Here is a 21083-nt window from a genome sequence, read left to right as displayed (position 1 = left end):
GCTTACGCCCATCTAAAGAGGAGGCATTTATGAAGAACAAGTTCAGAACCATTAAAACCCTTGCTGCAGTTATGGGAATTAGTGCATTGCTGCACACCGCTCCTGCTTTTGCAGACAGCGTTCATATTGCAAAGGAAGGCAATACTTTCTATACTCTATCTCAGCAATACAATGTCGGTGTTAATGATTTAATGAAAGCTAATCCAAACGTTGCTGCTCTTAATATTTACGATGGACTTAAAATAACGATCCCAAGTAAAATGCAAGCAGAGTCTGTGGCTACGACAGAAACTCCAGTGCTTACACCAAGCCTGAATGTTACTCCAGAATCAAAAACAGTTGAAGCATGGGGCAAGTCCTTTAACTACGAGAAATCGATACAAGTTAAGGCTTCTGCTTATTCCTCAGCGGCTAGTGAGAATGGAGGCTGGGGTGCCGTTGATTATTTCGGGAACCCACTCAAGCTAGGAACCATCGCAGTTGATCCAAGTGTAATTCCTCTCGGAACAAAAGTATTGGTTACCGGACATTCACACGCAGGATTGCCTAAAGAAGCTTTTCTGGCTACTGCAACCGATATGGGAAGTGCCATTAAAGGTAACCGGATCGATATCTTTATCCCAGGCAGCCAAAGCTTTGTAGCCGATTTTGGTTATCAATATGTACAATTATACATTGTTAAATAGCTAGATAAAAATATAGAGATATGAAATGGTTTTAAATAGGTTAAACAAGAAACGGAGGGAGTCCTTAGCGGCTGCCTCCGTTTCTTGTTTATTTATTTTTAGAGACCTGCAGCAATTGAGGAACGGTAACGAAGGAATAGCCACGTTTACGCATAATCGTGATAACCTCAGGTAAAGCCTGAATCGTTCCGCGAAGATCACTACCCGGCCCACCTCCACCATGCTGAAGGATAATTGCTCCTTTTCCAGCATTAGCTAAGATGTTATTTCTAACTTGAGTTTTGGAAAGTCCCTTCCAGTCCAACGAATCCACATTCCAATTTACAAGCTTATAACCATGATTTTTTGCCCATCTCAACTGTTGCTCAGAGATATCTCCATAGGGTGGACGAATCAAGCGTGGTTTATATCCGGCTAAGGTTTGAATAATGTTCTCGGTCTCAATGATCTGTGATCTGAAATCATGCATCTTTAGCTTCACAAACTGAGGATGATCATAAGAGTGATTTCCAATAGCATGTCCTTCTCTAATCATCCTCTTCACTAGAGCGGGATGTTTCTCAGCTCGGCTTCCCACCACGAAGAAGGTAGCTTTGACATGATATTTCTTAAGAACATCTAGCAATTGGGGTGTAAACCTTGGGTCAGGCACATCATCAAAAGTTAAGGCGATGACTTTATTCCGAGGACCGCTGGTCTTAAAGGTCTCGGGATATTTGTGTAATAGCTGACTCAGAGACAAGCCCTTAGTGTTCTTATTGTTGCTGCTCGTTGAATTATTTGTAGTAGAAGTTCCCGCAGATATCGCCTTGTCTTCGTCAGTGGTTTGCGTGCTTTTAATTTGATCCTGTGAGGATTTCTGACTCTGAGCTGGGGCTGAAGCAACCTCTGCTGAAGAGGTTGGAAATAGCAGGACAATGATTGATCCTAATACTACTAGCAGTTTCTGGACTCTCCGTTGATCATACATCCCCATATGCCTCCTTTACTACCTGATCATCACCATATTCTTCATTGTTATCTCCATTGAAGGATGAATTTATGCCGTTTCTTCAAGGGCTCTGGTAAAGATTTCTTGCACACCCTAATGCGTGTATACTAAATAGAACGGGATATTCCCGGGCCAATTATAGACAGGTGGAAGGATGGGGACAAGGATGTCAGAATTGTTTGCACCTTATGAATTGAAGGGTTTAACGCTGAAAAATCGTATTGTTATGCCGCCTATGTGCCAGTATTCGGTGGATAAAGAGGATGGCATTCCCAATGATTGGCATTTTGTTCATTATGTAAGCCGTGCTATTGGAGGTACTGGTCTAATTATTGTTGAGATGACTGGAGTCCATCCGGACGGTAGAATAACGAACCGGGATACAGGGATTTGGAGTGATACACATATAGAGGCTTATCGTAAGCTCACAGATAGTGTACATGCCTATGGGGCAAAAATAGCCATTCAACTAGGTCATGCTGGACGTAAAGCAGTCGATGCTGAACCGCCGGTTGCCCCTTCTGCAATTCCATTTGATGCTCGTTCTAAGCAGCCACAGGCGCTTTCTAAGGAAGGCATCCTTGAGATGATAGAAGCCTTTCGTGCTGCCGCTCGTAGAGCTGTGGAGGCAGGATTTGATACTGTGGAGATTCATGGTGCGCATGGCTACTTAATTCACCAGTTTCATTCACCTCTGACCAACATCAGATTGGATGAATATGGACAAGATCCAGCACTTTTTGGAGTACAAGTAGTTACAGCAATCCGAGAAGTAGTGCCAGTAGATATGCCCTTGATCATGAGGGTTTCCGCGAAAGAATATGTTGATGGTGGATATGATGCTGACTATGCCCTGGCGTTTTGCCGCCGATATAAGGATGCTGGAGTGGATATGTTCCATGTGTCTTCAGGTGGTGAAGGTCCCATTGGCTCTAATGGTGGACCTAATGCGGGCCCAGCCTACCAAGCAGATCTGGCAGAATATATTCGCAGTGGATTACAAGTGCCAGTAATTGCGGTAGGACGGCTTGAAGCCTATTCTGAGGCACAGTCCATCATTGCAGAAAAAAGGGCGGAGCTTGTAGCTATTGGCCGTGGGATGTTAAGTAATCCTTATTGGGCTTTACATGCTGAAGAAGCGCTTGGTGGCGTACATGATGTACCTAAACCTTATGAACGTGGGATTTGGAAAAGAGGCTAGACCATTTTCGGTGTGAAGTTTGTCACAGATTTTATGCTCCTTCTAAGGCAATCTTAATAAAGATAAAATTTGAAGGAGCTTGATAACGTGGGGACGGTTCTAAGTAACGAACGGCTGACAGATGGTGTGTATCACCTTAAGGTAGAGACGAATAGTGGCGGAGCAATGGGTCAATTCTACATGTTACGGGCATGGGGAGCTTACCCCATCCTATCCAGACCCTTAAGTATACATGAAGTACACGAGGATAGTGTTGAATTTCTGTATCACGTAGTTGGGGAAGGTACGGAGATATTCTCACGACTGGGTTCAGGTGATTCGGTAGAGCTTGAGGGCCCTTTTGGAAATGGATTTCCACAGGTCGAAGGGAAGGTTGCACTCATCGGCGGTGGGATCGGAATTGCACCGCTTTATTATTGTGCGAAGCAGCATCCGGGGAGTGATATTTTTTTGGGCTTTAGCCGTGAAGCTTACCGGACAGAAGCGTTTCGCCCACTTGCAAGTGAGCTTGTAGTCGATGTTGGCGGTTTAATTTTGGATAGTGTGGATTTCAGCCAATATGATCATGTCTTTGTCTGCGGCCCACACCCTATGCTTAAAGCTGCTCAACGTAAAGGCATTGCTGCTGAAGAAGCAGGCAGTAGAACGAAAGTATACCTTTCTCTAGAGAACCGAATGGCTTGTGGGATTGGAGCCTGTCTGGTCTGCAGTGTATCCTGCCGTGATGGTCAAAAGAAGGCCTGTGCAGACGGACCTGTGTTTCTTTCTGAGGAGGTGCTTTTCCATGACTAAGTTGAACACAACAATTGCTGGCGTTCATTTTAAAAATCCAATTATAATGGCCTCTGGAACGTTTGGTTTTGGCCGTGAATATGGCAAGCTGTATGATGTGTCTCTGCTGGGCGGAATCTCTGGCAAGGGGTTAACCCTCAATCCGAAAGCGGGGAATCCCGGCACTCGTGTATACGAGACAGCTTCTGGTATGCTGAATAGTGTGGGACTCGAGAATCCGGGTGTAGCTGCATTTTTAGATAAAGAATGCCCTTATTGGGAAACACTCGACACCGCTCGTTTGGTCAACCTGGGTGGAGGCACACTTGAAGATTATGTTCTTGGAGCTGAGATGATTCAGCGGGATGCAGATGCTCGTGCGAGTGCAGGTAAGACAGCAGTAGACATGATTGAATTGAATATTTCTTGTCCAAATGTTAAAGAGGGCGGCATTGCGTTTGGGATCCAAACTTCAGAAGCTCAAAAAGTAGTACAGGCTGTTAGACGCGCAACTAAACTGCCCCTCGCTGTAAAGCTGTCGCCGGGAGCCGAAAATATCGTTGAAATGGCACAAATGTGTCAGGAGGAGGGTGCAGACGCTGTCTCGCTCATCAACACTATCTCAGGAATGAAGATTGATGTCCGCCGTAGAAGCAGTGTATTCAATAACTTATATGCTGGATTGTCTGGACCTGCGATTAAGCCTGTCGCTCTGCGTATGGTGCATCAAGTTGCACAAAACGTAACGATTCCCGTGATCGGAATGGGTGGCATCACTTCAGCAACGGATATCATCGAGTTTATTATGGCAGGTGCTGCAGTTATCCAAGTGGGAACTTATAATTTCATGAACTTGCGTGCAGGTAGTCAGCTAGTTGCAGAGCTTGAGCAATTTATGGTTGAAGAAAATATTCAATCACTAGAGGAAATACGGGGCATTATATAAAGTGAAGTAGTGAGGGGAATACTATTGACTACTAACCAGATTGATCCTGAGAATATTGAGCTGAAGGCGACGGCTGTCGGACGTGATCTCTTGCTCTTAATTAGTGGAGGGGTTCGGCATATTGGTGCCACGAGTACTGCTTATCTGGAGGGGGAGCAGATTAAAGTACTGACTTCAGCGGTTCCTCATCATAAAGAGCACACGATAAGCGAGCCCATTGCGATCAGAGTAGCTGAAGCGCTGAACAAGACGGTCACAGTAGTGATGGGGATTCATTACGACAATCTCACGAAAGAAGGTATTATGGAAGTCGTGGAAATTGTGAATTTAAAAGTAAATCAATATTTAGCGCAACAAATATGAAACGGTAGTGGCAATTCTACGTAAAAGATAGCATGTGAGGAATTAAATTATCTTTTGGAGGAATGAAACCATGTCTATATTTAAAAGATTGCGCGATTTAACCATGTCTAATGTGAACGCGATTATTGACAAAGCAGAAGACCCGATTAAAATGACAGATCAATACATTCGTGATATGACCGAAGATTTAGAAGATGCAGAAAAAGCTGTAGCGGCGCAAATCGCCATTGAGAAGAAATTCAAACAGCTGTATGAAGAACAAGAAGCGCTTGTTAACAAACGTACCCAACAGGCTCATGCAGCAGCTCAAGCGGGTAATGTTGACCTTGCTCGCCGCGCTCTGGAAGAGAAAAATGCTGCTGAAGCTAAACTGGTAGAATACAAAGCCAGCTTTGATCAGAACAAAGCCTCTGCGGATAACCTTCGTGGCAAGCTTGAAGAGATGCGCAAACAGCTTACCCAAATGAAGAACAAACGTGAGACATTGGTTGCACGTTATAATGCTGCCAAAGCTCAAACCGAGATCAACAAAGCAATGAGCGGATTTAGTTCCGATTCAGCGTCTGCAGGACTCAAACGTATGGAAGATAAAATGCTGCAAGCAGAAGCTCAGGCTGAAGCCAGCAATGAGATGAGTTCAGGCAATAAATCTCTGGATGATGAATTCGAGAAGCTGAACAAAGATCAAGCGGTTGAAGATGAACTGGCGGCTCTGATGAAACAATACGAGAAGCAATAACATTTGATCTTTAGCCGGTTCACGGCTGGTGTTCACAGGCGAAGGGGAGACAGAAATTCGTTTCTTCTTCGCTTTATCTATGCTTATGAAAGGCATGCAAAATGATTAAGCGGGGGCTATAGAATGGATCTCCATATTCTGGTGTCCATGGTCGTGTGGACGGTGAGCGGCGCTGTGTTGCTGTTTGTACTGATGTATATAGATTCACTTTTTACTCGTTATAACGATATAGAAGAGTTAAAGGCTGGAAATATGGCGGTGACTACACGGTTTGTAATGAAGCTTTTAGCTCAGGCCTTCATTTTATCTTCATCGATAGCGGCTTCCAATAGTTTGCCAGATGCGTTTCTGATTTCGTTGGTATCATTTTTGCTTTTGTTAATTTTAGAAAGAACGGTTCGACTTCTACTAGCAAATTGGGGGAAGCTGGATCTGGATCATGGTACACAGCTTGGTAAAATCGGATATGGCCTGCTATCAGGTTCACTGCAAATTACGGGTGCTTTAATTATTACTGCCTTTATGTAGGAGGAACGATCAAGTTGAGTATGTGGAAACGTATAGGTAACCTTTTCTCTAAGCCAGCGCCTCAGGAAGTTCAAAAAAGTATGCTTAATTTGTCTCCCGGAGACATTTGTGAAGTATCGCTTGTCACCTATGAAGTTACTGGCCGGACACATAATCGGGGCCGTAATGCTGTAGTTCTGACCCTTAGAGATGGAAGCCAGATAGCTTATCTTCATATAGAAGAGCGGGAACAGCTGCAATATGGATTGTACAGACCTATCGATGGGCGGTTAGATAATCCTGCTGAGGTTCCAGCAACGCTTGAGCTCGATGGCTATACATTTTTCCTGGAGGAAGAATATGAAGGTTTTGTCGCTGTTGCAGGTCAGACGCCATTTATGAATGGTGGAGAGCAGCATGTGTGGCAATATCAATCAGATGATTCACGTCTACTGCGTGTAGAGTGGCAACATGGACGGTTTATGCTTTATGAAGGGGAGAAAATAATCCCTGGGGATGTAAAGGTAATTAGAGCATCCTAGCCTAGTAGAGAAGTAATGGATCACTATACCGGAATAAAATATTGTAGAAAAGGCTGCTGCCCATAAACATGGATGGTGGCCTTTTGTGTTTATAATTTTACTTCAAGAGGTCTCATGTTAAAATAATACCTATTACTGCAAACATCGACGATTCAGAGCGGAGGTCTTTATGAAGGATAATAAATTTCAGCGTGAAGCACTGCAAGTAAAAGAAGCTCAGGCCAAAATAATCAAATATGCCAATCCGCTAGAATCAGAAGACGTATCGCTGGATGAGTGTTGTGGACGTTATTTGGCTGAAAAGGTGATTGCTCCACACCCATTTCCTGCGTTTAATCGATCTAGTATGGATGGATATGCGATTATCGCGGGGGATACCCGTAACTGTGTTAATGGACAAGTGGTATGGTTAGAAATTGTGGATAATATTCCGTGTGGCGCAGTGCCTGCGGTAGATATAACTCCGGGAACAGCCGCAAGAATTATGACGGGTGCACAAGTACCGGTTGGTGCAGATGCTGTGGTGATGCTGGAGGTCACGGAGAGACGTGAAGAGGAAGGAAAGACTTACGTTGGTATTCGAAAAAAACTAGAAGCAAACAGCAATATCACACCTCAAGGTTTCGAATTAAGCCAAGGTGATCTTGTATTGCCTACAGGAAGGTTAATCTCTGCGGGGGATATAGCTGTTCTTGCAGCGTTTGGATTACATACCGTGAAAGTCTATCGTCGTCCCAAGGTAGCCATCTTTGCCACAGGAACAGAGCTGCTGGAAGTGCATGAGCCGCTGGAGCCTGGCAAAATCCGCAATAGTAACTCCCCTATGCTAGAAGCTCTAGTCAAAGAAACAGGGGGGGTTCCAGTAATGTTAGGCTCTATTGTGGATGATCTGGAGCTGGCTAGAAGTAAAGTACAGATGGCGCTGGAAACTTATGATTTTGTGATTACAACGGGTGGCGTTTCTGTGGGGGATTATGATATCATGGGCGACTTGGTTCGCGAACAAAGTGGTAATATGTTGTTCAACAAAGTGACGATGCGTCCGGGAAGCGTAACTACTGCTGCGGTTAGAGGGGGTAAGCTGCTGTTAGCTTTATCAGGAAATCCGGGGGCTTGTTTCGTTGGGTTTCAACTGTTTGCACGACCTGTGATTTCACTGATGCAAAGTTCTTCTAAGCCTTTTTTACCGGAATGGAGCGCTACACTCGGCACAGATTATAAAAGAGTGAATAATTTTACTAGATTTGTGCGAGCTCGGTTAGAAATTAAAGACGGCAGCCTGTTTGCTTATCCGGCACTCATTGATGAATCTTCCGTAACGGTCACGATCAAGGATAGCGACTGTCTGATAGTTGTACCCCCAGAAGAAAAGGGGCTATCTGCCGGAGATAAGGTAACAGTGATCAAGCTGCCAGGAGAGATTCGGGGCTAGATGTGGAGGGTACTCTGGCCATCGATGATTAAAAGGTATTTGATATCCACGCACGCACAGAAATCGCCATATAATTGCTAAGCCAACGTTATTATTGCCAACATTTCAACATATGAAAAATTCACAATAGATAAACAAAAAACAGTTTTCGCGCTAACCCAATAGTCGCTTACAACCGGTTTAAAGGGAGATTTTACCCCAGAAACTAGAATAAGAAAACCCACTTGCGTACCGTAAGTGGGTTTTTAGTGCAACAATAAAAGGGTTAGGGGTGCCCGCCGGTTGTACTCAAATTTGAAAAAAAGCGAGAATGAAATGCCCGGGTAGGCAACACTATCATAGCAATTCTCCTATCGGAAGAGTCGCTGCTCTGCTGGTTGGAGTTATTAGCCTACACCACTGCCGAGATTAATCCCCCGCGGATGCTTAAGGACTCAGATGATCTTATTTGTTTATTTATCACCTTTTAAGCGGGGTTTCGGACCTCAGCGTCGCTATTTCATAGAATGGAGCTCATATTTACGTATTTCAGGCCAATAGCGACCTTGGGGGTCCGTTAGCCACCCAAATGTGAGATAATCCTGCATTTAAGGTCCGCTGAGACCGATAACAACTCTGCACTAGCGAAGAGCGGCTACTCATCCGAAGTATAAGCTCCCCTTGGTGATGATTAATTATCGGTACGCCGCTCGATCGCCTCGGACATCGTTTTATCCGTTAGATGAGCGTAGATCTCAGTTGTTTCGGTGGATGCGTGCCCGAGCTGTTCCTTCGTTTTATAAATATCATTTTGCAGATAATAATCTGTTGCAAAAGAATGACGCAGCTTATGAACCGTAAGATACGGTTTACCAAAGCGTTTAGCGTACTTAATAATCATTTCTTGAATCGCACGTTTGGTCATACGTTTGCCTTCTTGACGCCCGTTAGGGAGAGAGATAAACAAGGCTTTTTCTCTCTTGGGTGTTTTGTAGCGAGATTGGCGCAGACTAAGATAAAGAGCTAGATCATCTTTAGCTTGCTCTCGAAAATAGACAGGTGTCTTGAACGTTTCGTCATTATTCCCTTTGCGGGTGACATATAGCAGCTTGTTGTTAACATCCAAATCGTCTACGTTTAGATTGACTACCTCAGACACACGCAGGCCAGAGTTCAGAATTAAGCTGGCAATACAGGCGTCGCGCTCATGATTTAATTGAAACGAATAATAAGCCTGTTTGTTACCTTCCACATCCCGTCCATAACCTTCATAAATGTACCCCACAAACTCCAGTAATTCCTCATCTTCCAAAATCTTACCCTTTAACTTAGCGGCAGTATCCTTTGGCTTATGTGTTCGTTTGACCTCAACCTTAGCCATAATGTTGCGTTTAAGCAATGGATAAAAGTTCTCATCCTCGGCGATTTGACTTAAATAATGAAATAAGGAGCGTAATGCAGATAACTTACGGGATACAGTAACTCGAGTGTTCGTTCCCTCGGCGCGAGTAGTTAGATGCAACCGATATCCGACAATACTGTCCATATGTAGGGTTTCCAATTCTAGAAGTGTGATCTCGGTATTTGAGCCGGCTTGAGATAAGCCCTCTGCACGCAACCAGCCGAAAAAAGATTCATAATCCCGGATATACTCCAGCAGTGTGGAAGGGGAGAGATCAGGGCGTTTATAATCAATAAACTGCTGAACGAACCAGGGCATGAGGGGTAGCTTTTGATCAAGTTTTTTACGGTCATCGTTCTTTTGAACGCTCATGTGATTCACCTTTTTCCATAGATTGCATAAAATCTCTTCCTTCTATCTTAACATGTTTTGTCCCAGATTGGACTTCGAATGAAGGGGAAACTAGGTCCGAGCCTTGCTCCTGATGCCGCTAAGCTTTATGATGTGAAGTAAACATCATATGGGCTATTTTTAGCCTTCTGAAAAAGCCTTGAAAACACTGAGAAAGCTTACTGTTAAAGGGTTTGTGGAGAAATTGTATTTACTGACTTGTACTGATAAATGACTGAAAATGAGTCGTTTTGACTGCTTTTTGTGACCTATTTGTGATTTCTAAACTGAGTCAAAGCATGTGACAATGCTGAGTTTTTTGCTAGTTTTATCAGTTTTCTAATTCATTTTTTGTGATTTTTCGAACTTAAAAAAATACTCAGAAAGATGATAAATCATGTTAGTAATAAGGTGGAGATACAATACCATTCTTTCAGCCGCTCTATTAACTCAACTTGCTTTGAATATAATGATTTGATATACAAGCACGCTAACACAGAAAACCTCTCACAGCCAATCCTAGAACGTCTCAGCATCATATAATCAAATGGTACATGCTCATCTGCCCATAACAGATATACATGTACCTTTTTTTGTCTCATTAGCTACAATTACTAAAAGTAGTTCCGCTTACTCCACTTATACCCTAACAACTACCCTCTAAGATCGAGACAATTTAAAATACATAAGAATACTATAAGTAAATCAGCCTTAGAATTGATGTCTATGAAAATTTCTGTAGACAAATTAATAGTTCAGCAGCAGTTGTCCCTAGAGTGCCAGATGACACAAGTTTCTGTAACTCAGGAATTAGATCGTTTAGTTTGAGTAGTGTTTTTGTTTTCTCTAACGACTCACCAATATAGTCAGCAACATCCTGTCTTGTTTTCAGTGGGGTATTTTGACCCACTGACCTATTTCCTCCATTTTTCACTCCCCAATACTCCTTGAGGAATCCAGCAAATCTTCCTTTTCGAATTGGATCTTGCTCTGCTTCTCCTCTACGTTCAATATTCTCAGCAATTAGCATACATAGTTTTAACAAAATATTGGTGATCTTGTACTATTTTCCGTGTTAAAATATTACTGGATGGTAGGATTCGACAAAATCAATTCTGGTATCACTATAACTCTAATTAGATAGGAGTAGAAAATGAATCTTGAGCAAGCTGAAAAAATTGTTAATGCATATGGGGCAGCTTTAGCATCAGGAAAAGAGGGCGAAATGGCTAGAAAAATTTCTCTTCTTCCTTGTGACAAAGAAACAATTGTTAAAGCATATAAGTTGTTTATTGCACACCTAATTGAGTACAAAAGCTTAGAAGAGAAAACAAAAGATGCATTGATAGTTTCCCTCAGTGGAATCGGATCATTTATCTCAGATGAAAATGCAATGGATTTTAATCGATCCATTCAACTATACAAGTCTGGAATGTATGATGAATATGTATCATCAGAAAAGTATAGTAACTTCATGAAAAACATGGTGAATATAGAGTTAATGGAAGAGATAGAACAGTTTATTTCAGATGTAAGTGAACTAGATGAAGAGGATTCTTTATACCATCAAAGGGTTTATACACTTGCAGGAATTGAATATGTACCTGAGAAACAAAGGCAAGATTTACAAATCGCAAATCTGGCATATGAAAAAAACAAGAATGGTCTAATCCCAAATTTCCTACTTATGCTATTTTTGTTCCTATTATCTAAATACACCTTTGTTGGAGTATATGGTTTATGGCTAATCATGGTGTTAGTTGGTATACAAACCATCAGATATGTAATAACACTGATATCTGGTATTGTTTTACTTTTTCTTGGTGGAGAAAATAGAGTGTCAAGATCCCTAAATTGGAAAACCACTTTCATTATGACGCTGGAATTAGGTATTGATTTTGTTTTTGTAATACCTCTGTATCTTCACTTTTATTGAAATACTAAAAAATAAAAGAGGTGTAGATAAGATAAATGAGTAGTTTAATTGCCATAGCCAGAAACCTGAATGATTCTCTTACCGATTACACGACCATCCATGATGAGATATTTAAGAAATCTCTTAGAAAGACTATTCCGTTACCATTCATATTTAAAGCAATTAACTTTCAGGACTTAGAGTACAGGCTTCAGAACATTCATAATGATCTGTCAAGATATAAGACGCAAGTTAATGGCATAAGGCAATCAGGAAGCGAAGATACCAACAAGTGCAATGTATTTATCGATTACGTTGATAAGCTTATGTATGCTGCGCAACTACTACAGGGCATAACACACAATCTACATATGAAAAGTCAAGGATTCAATAGCTATAAACTTAGTGAACAGAATGACTTGGTTAAGAGGTATGAGAAAGCTGTGGATGATTATTACGCACTTGGCGATTCAATGAATAGTGTGTTTGCTTAATGATTACATATAAAAGTCAGGAGTAGGAAGAATGGCTTATAGTGTAAAAGAGTTTGTAGCTCAATTGACTGGTATATCCGCAAAAATGATATTAGATGATTGGACTTGGAAAGCGTTTGGATACAAAAAGCGTCCTAAACGTGGAGCAAAGTTTAATCGTTTTGTGAACCAGAAGAAGCTTATTAGTGAGACATTTCTGGTTCGTGAAATTTTTATATCATGTTTTGCATCTGGAATTATAGCAATAGAGTTTGACAAAAATATGTCAGAGAGAATTGTAGGTTTTATGCTTGAACGATTTCTAAATACAGAAGGAATAATTAAAGCTCTAAGATTTGACTGTAAAAGAGAAGCTAAGAATTATCTACTTGAGGGTATACAAGAATATGTCGTGGTTGATCTCGAGAGTTTTGTCACAGTGTTCTTTAAACGTGCAACTGACTTTACTGAGAGCACTTTTAACAAAGGTTGGCTTATCTCTGCTTCGAGGTTAACTGTTGATAAAGATAGTCCTTGGGTGATTATTAACAAAACAACAAAAGAAAACTTCAGTATAGAATTAGTAGATGATTTATAGAATGGAAGGGAGTTGCTGATTTTGAATAAATACCCCAAAATTTATGATACTTTTGAATATCCAGGAGTATGGTGGATTGCCGGAGAGGAAGGGAACAAAGTTGGAGGGGTTTTAAAGTTTACGGTTAATGACATATTATTAGAATTAAATGGTGAAGAAGTGAATATCTTAAGTTTTCAGAATGATCCTCAGAGATTATCTGTAATTCATGGTAACTGCCTTGAGGGAGCAATTACTCTATTTAATGGTTTTCCTCTCAGTCAAAATACTAATTATGGTATAGGGAAGAATAATCCGCATAGTATTTTAAAACTTAGTTTCACAAAGTTATTAATTGGAGAACACTATCAGAGCCTTGCAGATGTTGTATTTCCAGAATTATCATTTGAATTTTCTAATTTTAATGAATGGATGAACTTTTCACCGATAGAGATTGAATGTCTTGAGAATGGAATACAAATAAGTGCAAAAACTTTTGAGACATTTGAAACATATGTTGAAGAAATAAAGGCGAAAATTTCTTTCGCTTATACTTTTGGAAATTCAGGTGAGGAGTTCTCATACCAGCAACTTTCCTACAAAAACTTTGTTACTATAAAACCAGATCAACCTCAATCATTGGAATGGTATGAAAGGGTTGCGAAAAAATTTAAAGATTTACTATCTATACTTACGGACTCCAATATAATTATGGAGTATGTTGAGTGTTCTACGTTAGAGAAGCGCGTTAGATATTATCCCATCTCTTATAATGATTACAAAAAATCTAAGATTAGTCCATATAAAGGGTTTATGATACCTTTTACAGTGATTAAGGAAGAAATTGATAACATATTAAACAAGTGGTACACACTAAAAATTACTTCAAGCGCCTTAATTTATGTGAATATTCTAGCTAATGAAAAGTATATGTTTTTTGAGGATATATTTTTAGGATACAGTAAAGCACTTGAAAGCGCACATCGGGATTGTTACTTGGATAATAATAAATTTGTAGATGAGGAGAAGTACGAGCAGATCACAAGTACAATGTTGGAATCTGTTAGACAGGAGGGTTTGGGAGATTTATACAGCAAATTGGCATCTACATTAAGATATGCTAATGAATTTGGTTTTCAAAGAAGAATTCAAGAAATCATCAAATCATTAGACCCGAAAATTCAAGAAAAAGTAATTATGGGATTAAAAGTAAGAGATTTTGCTGATATTGTTCGGATAAATAGAGATTATAATACTCACTTCGGAGAAATAAGCGATAAATTATTCTCGCCTCATCAATTTATAAGCATTAATGAGAGTTTGAAATTAATAATGCTAAATACAATTTTAAGACAAATTGGAATTTCAGATGAACTTCTCTGGACGGTACTGAATTTTAATAAAAATTGGATAGGCTATTTGAATAACAGTAAGGAATTATTTGAGAATAATAAGTGAAATAGAAGCCCTGAGACACGTTCTCTAGGGCTTTTTTTATGTCTGCATGTTGAACTTCCGCCCTTTAGGCGGATTTTACAACGAGTTATGTAAGTGTGCTTATTAAACTATATACTGCGTTACTCGTTGTTAGATTCTTCAAAACATATGAGTTGGCTCAAATCTTTAATATCTAAAGCTTCACCTATCTTTTCCAAAACAGGAAAGCTTATTTCTTGTCTTGCATTTCGACAAATATCTGAAATTGTTGCCTGTCTTATTCCTGTTAGCTCAGAAAGCTTCGTTTGTGTAATTCCTCTTTCTTTCATAACCACATCTAATGTAAGCCTAATTTTAAGCATAAGAAATCCCCCTGAATTGTTGACATTATACTAAGGAGCGTATATACTAAGGAGCGTATAGGACGCTTTAATCATATTACCATTTCTCAAAAGGAATGTCACTACATTCTTCTATTTAACCATGCCCATTTCCCCATTACCAGCGATACAACTAAAGGAGACGATAACATGACAACAATCACTAAGCATCAAGTATTAAAGCTTCAAAAGCTGAACACGGTAAGCATTTCAATTAAGAATCCTAATGGAACTAATAAACATGTAACAATTGAAGATATCCTTACTCACTGTGAAATCTCACCAAAAGCAACTATTGTAATCGAACACTTAGAATTCTTTCTCAAAACTAATGAAGACCGTAACACATTCATCAATGAATATGAATCCAGACAATTATGGAGAGATAGAAAAAAAGGTTTGAAAGTATTAGCGCTTTCTAAGGAGGTTGGATCGTACCACTATACATATTCGTCTTTGGAACAATTAGAAAAAATGAGTCTACTAGATGCTTTAGAACACTTATTCCAGCAACCTATTAACTGTGTTATGGAGCAAGATTTTATTGAAGCTAAAGCAACACTTAAGAAAATGTATGACCTTAAGCAAGCCAATCCTAAATTGTTGTTGATGAACGCATTGTTACACGTATGAAGAGAAAAAGGATTTTCTTAGTAAAAATCAAATTGATTTTAACAAAAGCATATAAAACTCTGAATATCACTGAATTGGAGGATAAACAATGAAATGTGTAAAAGTGACTGGTTTCTGCTTTTATTTTAATTGCGGCTTTACAATCGGTAGAGTGTATGAAATCTTCACTAACTTTAATGGTGAAGAATATGCCATTGATGATGAGGGGAGGACAAACTTTAGTATTCATAACTGTGTAAGGACGATTAATTATAAATTAGAAGGCTGTCACTGAATTAAAGTGAAGGTCTTTTTTTCTATAATTCATGTGTTGAAACTTGTAACTTATTGTATAATTGACAGAGAATATTATACAAAAGGGGAAGACTTATGAAAAAGAAACTTCAAGTTTTTATTTCGTCTACATACAAGGATATGATCGAAGAAAGAGAAGCAGCTGTGTCTGCTGTTCTAAATGCTGGACATATACCCGCAGGGATGGAATTGTTTAAATCTGCTGATAAGTCACAAAAAACAACTATTCAAAAATGGATACAGGAATCAGATGTTTATATGCTTATTCTAGGTGGTAGATATGGAAGTATAGATGAAGAAACAGGTAAGAGTTATACCCATTGGGAATATGACTATGCTGGTGAATTGGGGAAGCGGAGATTTGCTGTAGTAATTGATGATAAGAGATTAGACGAGAAAGCTAGAGAAAATAAAGACTATTTGGAACGTGAAAACTATGCAAAATATAATGATTTTAAGGCCCAAGTGTTAGGTAATATTTCTAAGTTTTATGAAGACTTGAAGGACATTAGACTAGCAACAATGGAATCCTTAAAGGATTATGAAGAGGATGATAACTTAGTTGGTTGGGTTAAGGCTGATCAAGTAGGTAATGTAGAAGAGACGTTGAGAGAGAATACAACGTTGTTGAAGGAAAATGCGAAATTAAAGGCTGATTTTGATAAGTTGAAAGAGCACCAAAAACAGAAAGTAATGATTAACGGGTGGAATTATGAGGAATTAAAGGAAACTCTTGATAAGACCATTTTGAAGTTACCAAAAGAAGTTTCCATAGGTCAGGAAGAGGTTACCTTGTTGGAAGTATTTGTAACCTTGTCCGATGATTTTATAACTGGTATAACTAATAGCACTATAACTTCAGAAGATAAAATCTCGGTTTATTATGAAATTGCCCCAAAACTAATATTGTATGGAATGCTAGAAAAAATTAAAATAGCAGGTGTCAAGTATGAGAGAATTCAAACTACTAAAGATGGACTTAAATTTTTAGCAAAATATAATTCAGAGAACCTGAAGAATCCTGAACCTAAAGCTGAACCTAAGAAGCCAACTAATCCTGTGAAAAGAACAAGAACAAAAGCCAAACCAAAAACAGATGTAAGCGAAGAAGTATAATTGCATAAATATGTGTTCTACTCCGCGATCTACGTTATCTTCACGATACGTGTACTGTAAATGTAAAAGCCTTGATGGATAAGGCTTTTTCTTTTTGATTAATATAACATTTTCGCTGTATGATTATGCATGAATACCGCATAAACACTGTATATTATGTATATAAATACACTAATATTCACGATTCAGTTTTCGATAACGCTATTTTAGCCATTTATTCACATTAAAACCCTTATAAACACTGACTTTTCTATGCATTTACGATTGCGTTCATTCGATTAACATCCATTTCCTTATGCATATTATACACGTATGCCCACACGCTAATCCCTTTATATATCAAGCTTTTTCCTCTTCTGATCCACCTTCAGACAACGCCTAATAGCCCTGTATCGCCTCCTAACAGGTAATAACCCTTACTATATATACGTTTTACCGTGTCGATTACAGTTAATCACACGTGATTACATGACAAACCCTTATTGTATATGGCAAATTTGGTGCCAGCGCCAAATATACGTGTATTCACCGTGTAACAGTTATTCATTGTTTAAAGGCTTGAACAAAGTGGAAGATTATCCACCTTGTAAGTACATTTTCAAATGCGACGACATCGACGCTTTTACCGTTTAATCACCAAAGTGACGACCTAACAGAGGTAGTAACCGTAGAAGTGATGACCTTATACGAACAATATAGACTATTCAAATGTTGCGCTGGCGCATCATTTCCGTGTAATCACCGTGTTGAGAATGTAACGGCTGAAAGTGCGGCTATGAGTATGACCACAAGTAGGTTTGATCCGTATATGAGCCGTGAATATTGAACCAGTAGAAAATTAAGACAGGTTTAAAGTGTGATTATAACTCAATCGGTTGAACCGATATGTTATAGCTTCTGGCAGACGTCTACCGATTTGAATTGCATTCTTGATTCCTATAAATAGTTAATATGCCGATACGTACGGTCGATACCATTTACATCCCCTGCTTGAAATTTCAAGCACCTATAATTCTGATTTAGCTATCGACAAGTTAGATAGTCCAACTTTGGACACCCCAAATGTAGGGACAGCCCTACATATACACTTACTTCCAATTTTAATATATTTCGAGGATTCATCAATTGTACAGTTTCAAAATGGGCAATTGGTTGCCTATTCGGAGAATCGCCGACGTCGGCGAATTTAAATTTGATAGTATTCAAATTCATCAAGGCATATGAACAAAATCGGAACTTGAATTCCGTTTTCGAAAACTTAGAGTGGACAAAAATCAGAGAAGTAATGTCCCTCCCCGAATCAGTTGACCGCTCAGAATTCTAAAGTAACTCCACGTTATAATAGAAGTGGTTGATTGAATATGATTCTTCATGTCATAAAGTATACCTTTTGAAATACTAGAATACACTGTTTCAAATATGGTTATGAAATGTGTCAAAACATATCAAAACAGTTATGGAGTATTTCATAAATACATATACACATTATGAAATACTTATGGTATAATTATCCTATAAGAAATGGGAAAAGGATGATACCATATGAGCGAAATTAGACATTACGGTTACATAAGAGTATCCACCAAAGATCAGAATGAAGCGAGACAGCTAGAAGCTATGAAGGATTTAGAAATACATGAACGTGATTACTATATAGACAAACAGAGTGGAAAAAACTTTGATCGTCCTAAGTATCAACTAATGAAGGCTAATCTAAGAAAAGATGATATCCTGTTTGTGAAGGAGTTAGATAGGCTTGGACGCAATGCACAGGAAATTAAAAGGGAATGGCAAGAGATCACACAGGATATAGGTGCACATATAGTAATCCTTGATATGCCTATCCTTGACACTAGACAATACCAGAACGGGTTAGAGAAGCTAATATCAAGTATAGTGTTAGAGCTATTGTCTTATATGGCTGAGAGGGAGAGAGAGAAGATAAACGGTAGACAGAGTGAAGGAATAGCAGCAGCTAAAGATAGTGGTGTTGTTTTCGGTAGACCGAAGCAAGCAATAAGCGCAGAGTTTGAAGGCATATACAAAGAGTGGAAGCAAGGGCTAATAACAGCCGTGGAAGCTATGAGAAGACTTGATATGAAGGCTAACACGTTCTATAGAAGGGTAAAGGAGTATGAGCAACAGCAAGCATAGACTATAACATATAGCACCACACACAGCCTATACACTACTTGTATGGGCTTTATCTATGCCTATCCATACATAACCATACATAACCATACACAAAGAAAGAAGCCCTCTATAGGACTCCTTGTGTTCTGTCTCTCTGTTTAGGGTTATCCTGCTCTCTAAACAATAGCCATGTCTTTCCACGTTTAACAGCTACAACCTGACCAGATGAACATAGCCGTTTGATACGGTCTTGTGACAATCCCCATGTTTCCCCTGCTTCCTCTGTGGTCATGATACGTCTCATGATATCATCCATTTCAGCTTCAATCTGCTCTTTGTTCATGCATTACACTCCTTATCGTTTGCGTAACCGTCCAGTTACATTAAATACACCTAATACAATAGCTAAGCCTCCAACAATAATATTAAAGGTATTCTTTTCCATAAAAATGAAAACTACTACAGCAAAAATGAAAAGTAGTACAGTGATACTTAGGGATACATATTTTTTATTCATATTCACACCTCCTTCAATTGAAAATTATGTTTAATAATAGTTTTAATGTAATTTAATCCTAACTTAATTATACTAAAACCCATATGGGTTGTAAAGCTTTTGTTTGTGTTTATTGACTATAATCAATGTGTATATGGTATAATGTATGGGGAAAGAGGAATCTTTCGATTCCCCTTGCTTGGCTTATTTGTGAGTGGACTTTCTTGGTGGGAAGCACTCACCTTTTTCGATTTGCGTCTGAGTTTCTTTCAGGCGCTTTTCTTTTTTCTCAGCCTTCTTGTCTAACCTGCCTATGATGAAGATTGTTAGGTTTAGAAGAAATCCGAGTGCTGGAATGTATTTGATGATTTCGTTCATATGTATCACCTCGTTTCTTATACTCTCATTATAACCTGTATAGGTTATAAAAACAAGTGTTTTTCAATATGTTTATTAATAAAACTTCATTATATTCCAATTATGTAAAGGGAATAGAGCATGTGGGGGGCTATTTTACATCCAATTGTTGGATATATTTTCAGAATATACCCGTAGCACATCCACTTCCACACTCAACTTATTTTATATTCGATAGGTTGGGGGGGTGTTTTAAATCACAAAACATATCACAAATGGAAAATAATCCGCTATCTGTTCCACTCCGCGACAACATAGCTTATAAAAATCTTTGAACATAATTGACTGTCGATGGCATTAAACATGCTTATTGAAAATAAATGCAAACACTCATTTTGAGAATAAATAGGAGTAATTATGCCAAATCACTTTGCTGTAAAGGTGCTTGAAGGAAAACGAGGATTAAAGTTAACCCGAGAGAATTATGCAGTGGTTAGCAACAAAAATTCTTTGGGTCATTTTTCAGCAGATATTTATGCTGATGAAGAAGGAAGATGTTATTCAGATGAATGGTGCAAGAAACATCTTGAGGACTGTTTGAAAAATTATGACTTAAATATGGAATGTTTCTCTTTGTTAAATCACGACGAATTCAATAACGAAATAGAAAATTTCCTTAATAAAAATAAGCTGTTTATGGAAGTGTTAGATCTAAATTTGCATGACGGAAAATCGGGTTATTATATGATGGTTCTCGATGAATACTGCCAATTGTATATTGGTACGACTAATGATATTAAAAGACGTATTAAGCAACATTGGAGTAAAATCAAACCTTTTGATAGACTTCTTTTTCCAATGGGGAGTGTTGATGCCTCAATCCTTTCTATTGACAGTTTTCGAGCTTTTGATACGACAAGGATTTTTGCATACACATCAAATGAGACATACAGTAGTGAAGATAGCTTCATAAATCAATTTTCAGCTGAATTTGTGTGTAATAGACTCGATGGAGGGAAAGTAACTGGTGGTTTATTACAAGCAATAACTATGATGAAGAAGCGTGATTTAAGGAAAGCTGTGCACAAAAACTATTGAGTTTATTAGAATTGACCATTAGAAGGGGATTCACCTATTTTATTATGGTTCCACAAACGATAAAAAGAGGACACAACTATTCACCTGATAGAGTAAGAGAGAATAATAATACAACTGGCATGTGGAGAGGGTAGTTGCATTAATCAGTTTTGCATTATATCTAATTCAACAACACTCATTTACGCCTTTGTTTTGTCGAAATATAAGGATATATTTGGAGGTTAC

General features: G+C 38.9%; 24 protein-coding genes. 17 read left to right on the top strand and 7 right to left on the bottom strand.

Features of this window, described 5'->3' with window-relative positions; translation table 11 throughout:
• Window positions 1-29: 29 nt before the first annotated feature.
• Window positions 30-686 (top strand): 3D domain-containing protein, encoded by a 657-nt coding sequence (locus tag MHB37_RS17835; protein WP_076130047.1) that lies wholly within the window; start codon window positions 30-32, stop codon window positions 684-686.
• Window positions 687-774: 88 nt separating this feature from the next.
• Here MHB37_RS17835 and MHB37_RS17830 read toward each other — a convergent pair whose 3' ends face one another.
• On the bottom strand, window positions 775-1656 hold the full coding sequence (locus MHB37_RS17830) for a polysaccharide deacetylase family protein (protein WP_076184412.1): 882 nt from the start codon (window positions 1654-1656) through the stop codon (window positions 775-777).
• A 187-nt stretch (window positions 1657-1843) separates the two neighbouring features.
• On the opposite strand from MHB37_RS17830, the gene MHB37_RS17825 reads away from it, so the two are divergent.
• From MHB37_RS17825 to glp, 8 genes are all read left to right on the top strand, one after another.
• On the top strand, window positions 1844-2878 hold the full coding sequence (locus MHB37_RS17825) for an NADH:flavin oxidoreductase/NADH oxidase (protein WP_076190202.1): 1035 nt from the start codon (window positions 1844-1846) through the stop codon (window positions 2876-2878).
• Between the two features lie 87 nt (window positions 2879-2965).
• Window positions 2966-3670, top strand: coding sequence for a dihydroorotate dehydrogenase electron transfer subunit (locus MHB37_RS17820; RefSeq protein ID WP_076190203.1), 705 nt, complete (start codon window positions 2966-2968; stop codon window positions 3668-3670).
• Window positions 3663-4595 carry a dihydroorotate dehydrogenase gene (locus tag MHB37_RS17815; protein ID WP_076098788.1) on the top strand — a complete coding sequence of 311 codons (933 nt, stop codon included), beginning with the start codon at window positions 3663-3665 and terminating at the stop codon, window positions 4593-4595. The genes MHB37_RS17820 and MHB37_RS17815 overlap by 8 nt, the downstream gene beginning before the upstream one ends.
• Before the next feature lie 24 nt (window positions 4596-4619).
• On the top strand, window positions 4620-4958 hold the full coding sequence (locus tag MHB37_RS17810; RefSeq protein WP_256721057.1) for a hypothetical protein: 339 nt from the start codon (window positions 4620-4622) through the stop codon (window positions 4956-4958).
• Window positions 4959-5028: 70 nt separating this feature from the next.
• Window positions 5029-5697 carry a PspA/IM30 family protein gene (locus tag MHB37_RS17805; protein WP_036687619.1) on the top strand — a complete coding sequence of 223 codons (669 nt, stop codon included), beginning with the start codon at window positions 5029-5031 and terminating at the stop codon, window positions 5695-5697.
• A 123-nt stretch (window positions 5698-5820) separates the two neighbouring features.
• On the top strand, window positions 5821-6225 hold the full coding sequence (locus tag MHB37_RS17800; protein ID WP_341164770.1) for a DUF350 domain-containing protein: 405 nt from the start codon (window positions 5821-5823) through the stop codon (window positions 6223-6225).
• A 14-nt stretch (window positions 6226-6239) separates the two neighbouring features.
• A complete protein-coding gene (locus MHB37_RS17795) occupies window positions 6240-6746 on the top strand; it encodes a DUF4178 domain-containing protein (RefSeq protein ID WP_076130052.1) in 507 nt (168 codons plus the stop codon).
• Between the two features lie 169 nt (window positions 6747-6915).
• The gene (gene glp, locus MHB37_RS17790) at window positions 6916-8178 is read left to right on the top strand and encodes a gephyrin-like molybdotransferase Glp (RefSeq protein WP_339187253.1); all 1263 of its coding nucleotides are present in this window, start codon (window positions 6916-6918) and stop codon (window positions 8176-8178) included.
• A gap of 670 nt (window positions 8179-8848) precedes the next feature.
• Here glp and xerS read toward each other — a convergent pair.
• Both xerS and MHB37_RS17780 read right to left on the bottom strand, forming a co-directional pair.
• On the bottom strand, window positions 8849-9931 hold the full coding sequence (gene xerS / locus MHB37_RS17785; RefSeq protein ID WP_076190208.1) for a tyrosine recombinase XerS: 1083 nt from the start codon (window positions 9929-9931) through the stop codon (window positions 8849-8851).
• Window positions 9932-10673: 742 nt separating this feature from the next.
• Complete coding sequence (locus tag MHB37_RS17780) at window positions 10674-10994, bottom strand: hypothetical protein (RefSeq protein WP_405168327.1); 321 nt, start codon at window positions 10992-10994, stop codon at window positions 10674-10676.
• A gap of 108 nt (window positions 10995-11102) precedes the next feature.
• On the opposite strand from MHB37_RS17780, the gene MHB37_RS17775 reads away from it, so the two are divergent.
• From MHB37_RS17775 to MHB37_RS17760, 4 genes are read left to right on the top strand one after another with little or no spacing between them, the layout of a single operon-like run.
• Window positions 11103-11885: a hypothetical protein gene (locus MHB37_RS17775; protein WP_405168326.1), complete on the top strand. Its 783-nt coding sequence runs from the start codon at window positions 11103-11105 to the stop codon at window positions 11883-11885.
• A 35-nt stretch (window positions 11886-11920) separates the two neighbouring features.
• Window positions 11921-12358 (top strand): hypothetical protein, encoded by a 438-nt coding sequence (locus tag MHB37_RS17770; protein WP_405168325.1) that lies wholly within the window; start codon window positions 11921-11923, stop codon window positions 12356-12358.
• 31 nt (window positions 12359-12389) lie between these two features.
• Window positions 12390-12935, top strand: coding sequence for a hypothetical protein (locus tag MHB37_RS17765; protein ID WP_405168324.1), 546 nt, complete (start codon window positions 12390-12392; stop codon window positions 12933-12935).
• A 21-nt stretch (window positions 12936-12956) separates the two neighbouring features.
• Entirely contained in the window at window positions 12957-14372 is a 1416-nt protein-coding gene (locus MHB37_RS17760; protein WP_405168323.1) for a HEPN domain-containing protein, read from the top strand.
• A 119-nt stretch (window positions 14373-14491) separates the two neighbouring features.
• Here MHB37_RS17760 and MHB37_RS17755 read toward each other — a convergent pair whose 3' ends face one another.
• Entirely contained in the window at window positions 14492-14713 is a 222-nt protein-coding gene (locus MHB37_RS17755) for a helix-turn-helix domain-containing protein (RefSeq protein ID WP_405168322.1), read from the bottom strand.
• A 168-nt stretch (window positions 14714-14881) separates the two neighbouring features.
• On the opposite strand from MHB37_RS17755, the gene MHB37_RS17750 reads away from it, so the two are divergent.
• The 3 genes from MHB37_RS17750 to MHB37_RS17740 all read left to right on the top strand — a co-directional run bounded on the left by MHB37_RS17750 (window position 14882) and on the right by MHB37_RS17740 (window position 18928).
• Complete coding sequence (locus MHB37_RS17750; RefSeq protein WP_405168321.1) at window positions 14882-15364, top strand: hypothetical protein; 483 nt, start codon at window positions 14882-14884, stop codon at window positions 15362-15364.
• 369 nt (window positions 15365-15733) lie between these two features.
• Window positions 15734-16774, top strand: coding sequence for a DUF4062 domain-containing protein (locus MHB37_RS17745; protein WP_405168320.1), 1041 nt, complete (start codon window positions 15734-15736; stop codon window positions 16772-16774).
• Window positions 16775-18316: 1542 nt separating this feature from the next.
• Window positions 18317-18928 carry a recombinase family protein gene (locus tag MHB37_RS17740; protein ID WP_405168319.1) on the top strand — a complete coding sequence of 204 codons (612 nt, stop codon included), beginning with the start codon at window positions 18317-18319 and terminating at the stop codon, window positions 18926-18928.
• Between the two features lie 106 nt (window positions 18929-19034).
• Here the strand turns inward: MHB37_RS17740 and MHB37_RS17735 are convergent, their stop codons facing one another.
• From MHB37_RS17735 to MHB37_RS17725, 3 genes are all read right to left on the bottom strand, one after another.
• Window positions 19035-19250, bottom strand: coding sequence for a helix-turn-helix domain-containing protein (locus MHB37_RS17735; protein ID WP_405168318.1), 216 nt, complete (start codon window positions 19248-19250; stop codon window positions 19035-19037).
• A gap of 12 nt (window positions 19251-19262) precedes the next feature.
• Complete coding sequence (locus tag MHB37_RS17730; RefSeq protein ID WP_405168317.1) at window positions 19263-19424, bottom strand: hypothetical protein; 162 nt, start codon at window positions 19422-19424, stop codon at window positions 19263-19265.
• A gap of 183 nt (window positions 19425-19607) precedes the next feature.
• Complete coding sequence (locus tag MHB37_RS17725) at window positions 19608-19781, bottom strand: hypothetical protein (protein WP_405168316.1); 174 nt, start codon at window positions 19779-19781, stop codon at window positions 19608-19610.
• A 396-nt stretch (window positions 19782-20177) separates the two neighbouring features.
• Here MHB37_RS17725 and MHB37_RS17720 point away from each other — a divergent pair, with 396 nt between their 5' ends.
• The gene (locus tag MHB37_RS17720) at window positions 20178-20858 is read left to right on the top strand and encodes a GIY-YIG nuclease family protein (RefSeq protein ID WP_405168315.1); all 681 of its coding nucleotides are present in this window, start codon (window positions 20178-20180) and stop codon (window positions 20856-20858) included.
• Window positions 20859-21083: the final 225 nt, after the last annotated feature.

It is taken from the genome of Paenibacillus sp. FSL H3-0286 (assembly GCF_045040705.1).
Classification (GTDB): Bacteria; Bacillota; Bacilli; order Paenibacillales; family Paenibacillaceae; genus Paenibacillus_AQ; species Paenibacillus_AQ odorifer.
The sequence above is the reverse complement of the archived record's forward strand: the minus strand, read 5'-3'. Positions and strand labels throughout refer to the sequence as shown.

Bases quoted from the DNA above. Each gene is read 5' to 3' on its own strand.
- xerS (WP_076190208.1), bottom strand. From the start codon at position 9,931: ATGAGCGTTCAAAAGAACGATGACCGTAAAAAACTTGATCAAAAGCTA.
- MHB37_RS17755 (WP_405168322.1), bottom strand. From the start codon at position 14,713: ATGCTTAAAATTAGGCTTACATTAGATGTGGTTATGAAAGAAAGAGGA.
- MHB37_RS17740 (WP_405168319.1), top strand. From the start codon at position 18,317: ATGAGCGAAATTAGACATTACGGTTACATAAGAGTATCCACCAAAGAT.
- MHB37_RS17805 (WP_036687619.1), top strand. From the start codon at position 5,029: ATGTCTATATTTAAAAGATTGCGCGATTTAACCATGTCTAATGTGAAC.
- MHB37_RS17835 (WP_076130047.1), top strand. From the start codon at position 30: ATGAAGAACAAGTTCAGAACCATTAAAACCCTTGCTGCAGTTATGGGA.
- MHB37_RS17775 (WP_405168326.1), top strand. From the start codon at position 11,103: ATGAATCTTGAGCAAGCTGAAAAAATTGTTAATGCATATGGGGCAGCT.
- MHB37_RS17750 (WP_405168321.1), top strand. From the start codon at position 14,882: ATGACAACAATCACTAAGCATCAAGTATTAAAGCTTCAAAAGCTGAAC.
- MHB37_RS17765 (WP_405168324.1), top strand. From the start codon at position 12,390: ATGGCTTATAGTGTAAAAGAGTTTGTAGCTCAATTGACTGGTATATCC.
- MHB37_RS17825 (WP_076190202.1), top strand. From the start codon at position 1,844: ATGTCAGAATTGTTTGCACCTTATGAATTGAAGGGTTTAACGCTGAAA.
- MHB37_RS17735 (WP_405168318.1), bottom strand. From the start codon at position 19,250: ATGAACAAAGAGCAGATTGAAGCTGAAATGGATGATATCATGAGACGT.
- MHB37_RS17725 (WP_405168316.1), bottom strand. From the start codon at position 19,781: ATGAACGAAATCATCAAATACATTCCAGCACTCGGATTTCTTCTAAAC.
- MHB37_RS17745 (WP_405168320.1), top strand. From the start codon at position 15,734: ATGAAAAAGAAACTTCAAGTTTTTATTTCGTCTACATACAAGGATATG.
- MHB37_RS17800 (WP_341164770.1), top strand. From the start codon at position 5,821: ATGGATCTCCATATTCTGGTGTCCATGGTCGTGTGGACGGTGAGCGGC.
- MHB37_RS17730 (WP_405168317.1), bottom strand. From the start codon at position 19,424: ATGAATAAAAAATATGTATCCCTAAGTATCACTGTACTACTTTTCATT.
- glp (WP_339187253.1), top strand. From the start codon at position 6,916: ATGAAGGATAATAAATTTCAGCGTGAAGCACTGCAAGTAAAAGAAGCT.
- MHB37_RS17770 (WP_405168325.1), top strand. From the start codon at position 11,921: ATGAGTAGTTTAATTGCCATAGCCAGAAACCTGAATGATTCTCTTACC.
- MHB37_RS17830 (WP_076184412.1), bottom strand. From the start codon at position 1,656: ATGTATGATCAACGGAGAGTCCAGAAACTGCTAGTAGTATTAGGATCA.
- MHB37_RS17720 (WP_405168315.1), top strand. From the start codon at position 20,178: ATGCCAAATCACTTTGCTGTAAAGGTGCTTGAAGGAAAACGAGGATTA.
- MHB37_RS17815 (WP_076098788.1), top strand. From the start codon at position 3,663: ATGACTAAGTTGAACACAACAATTGCTGGCGTTCATTTTAAAAATCCA.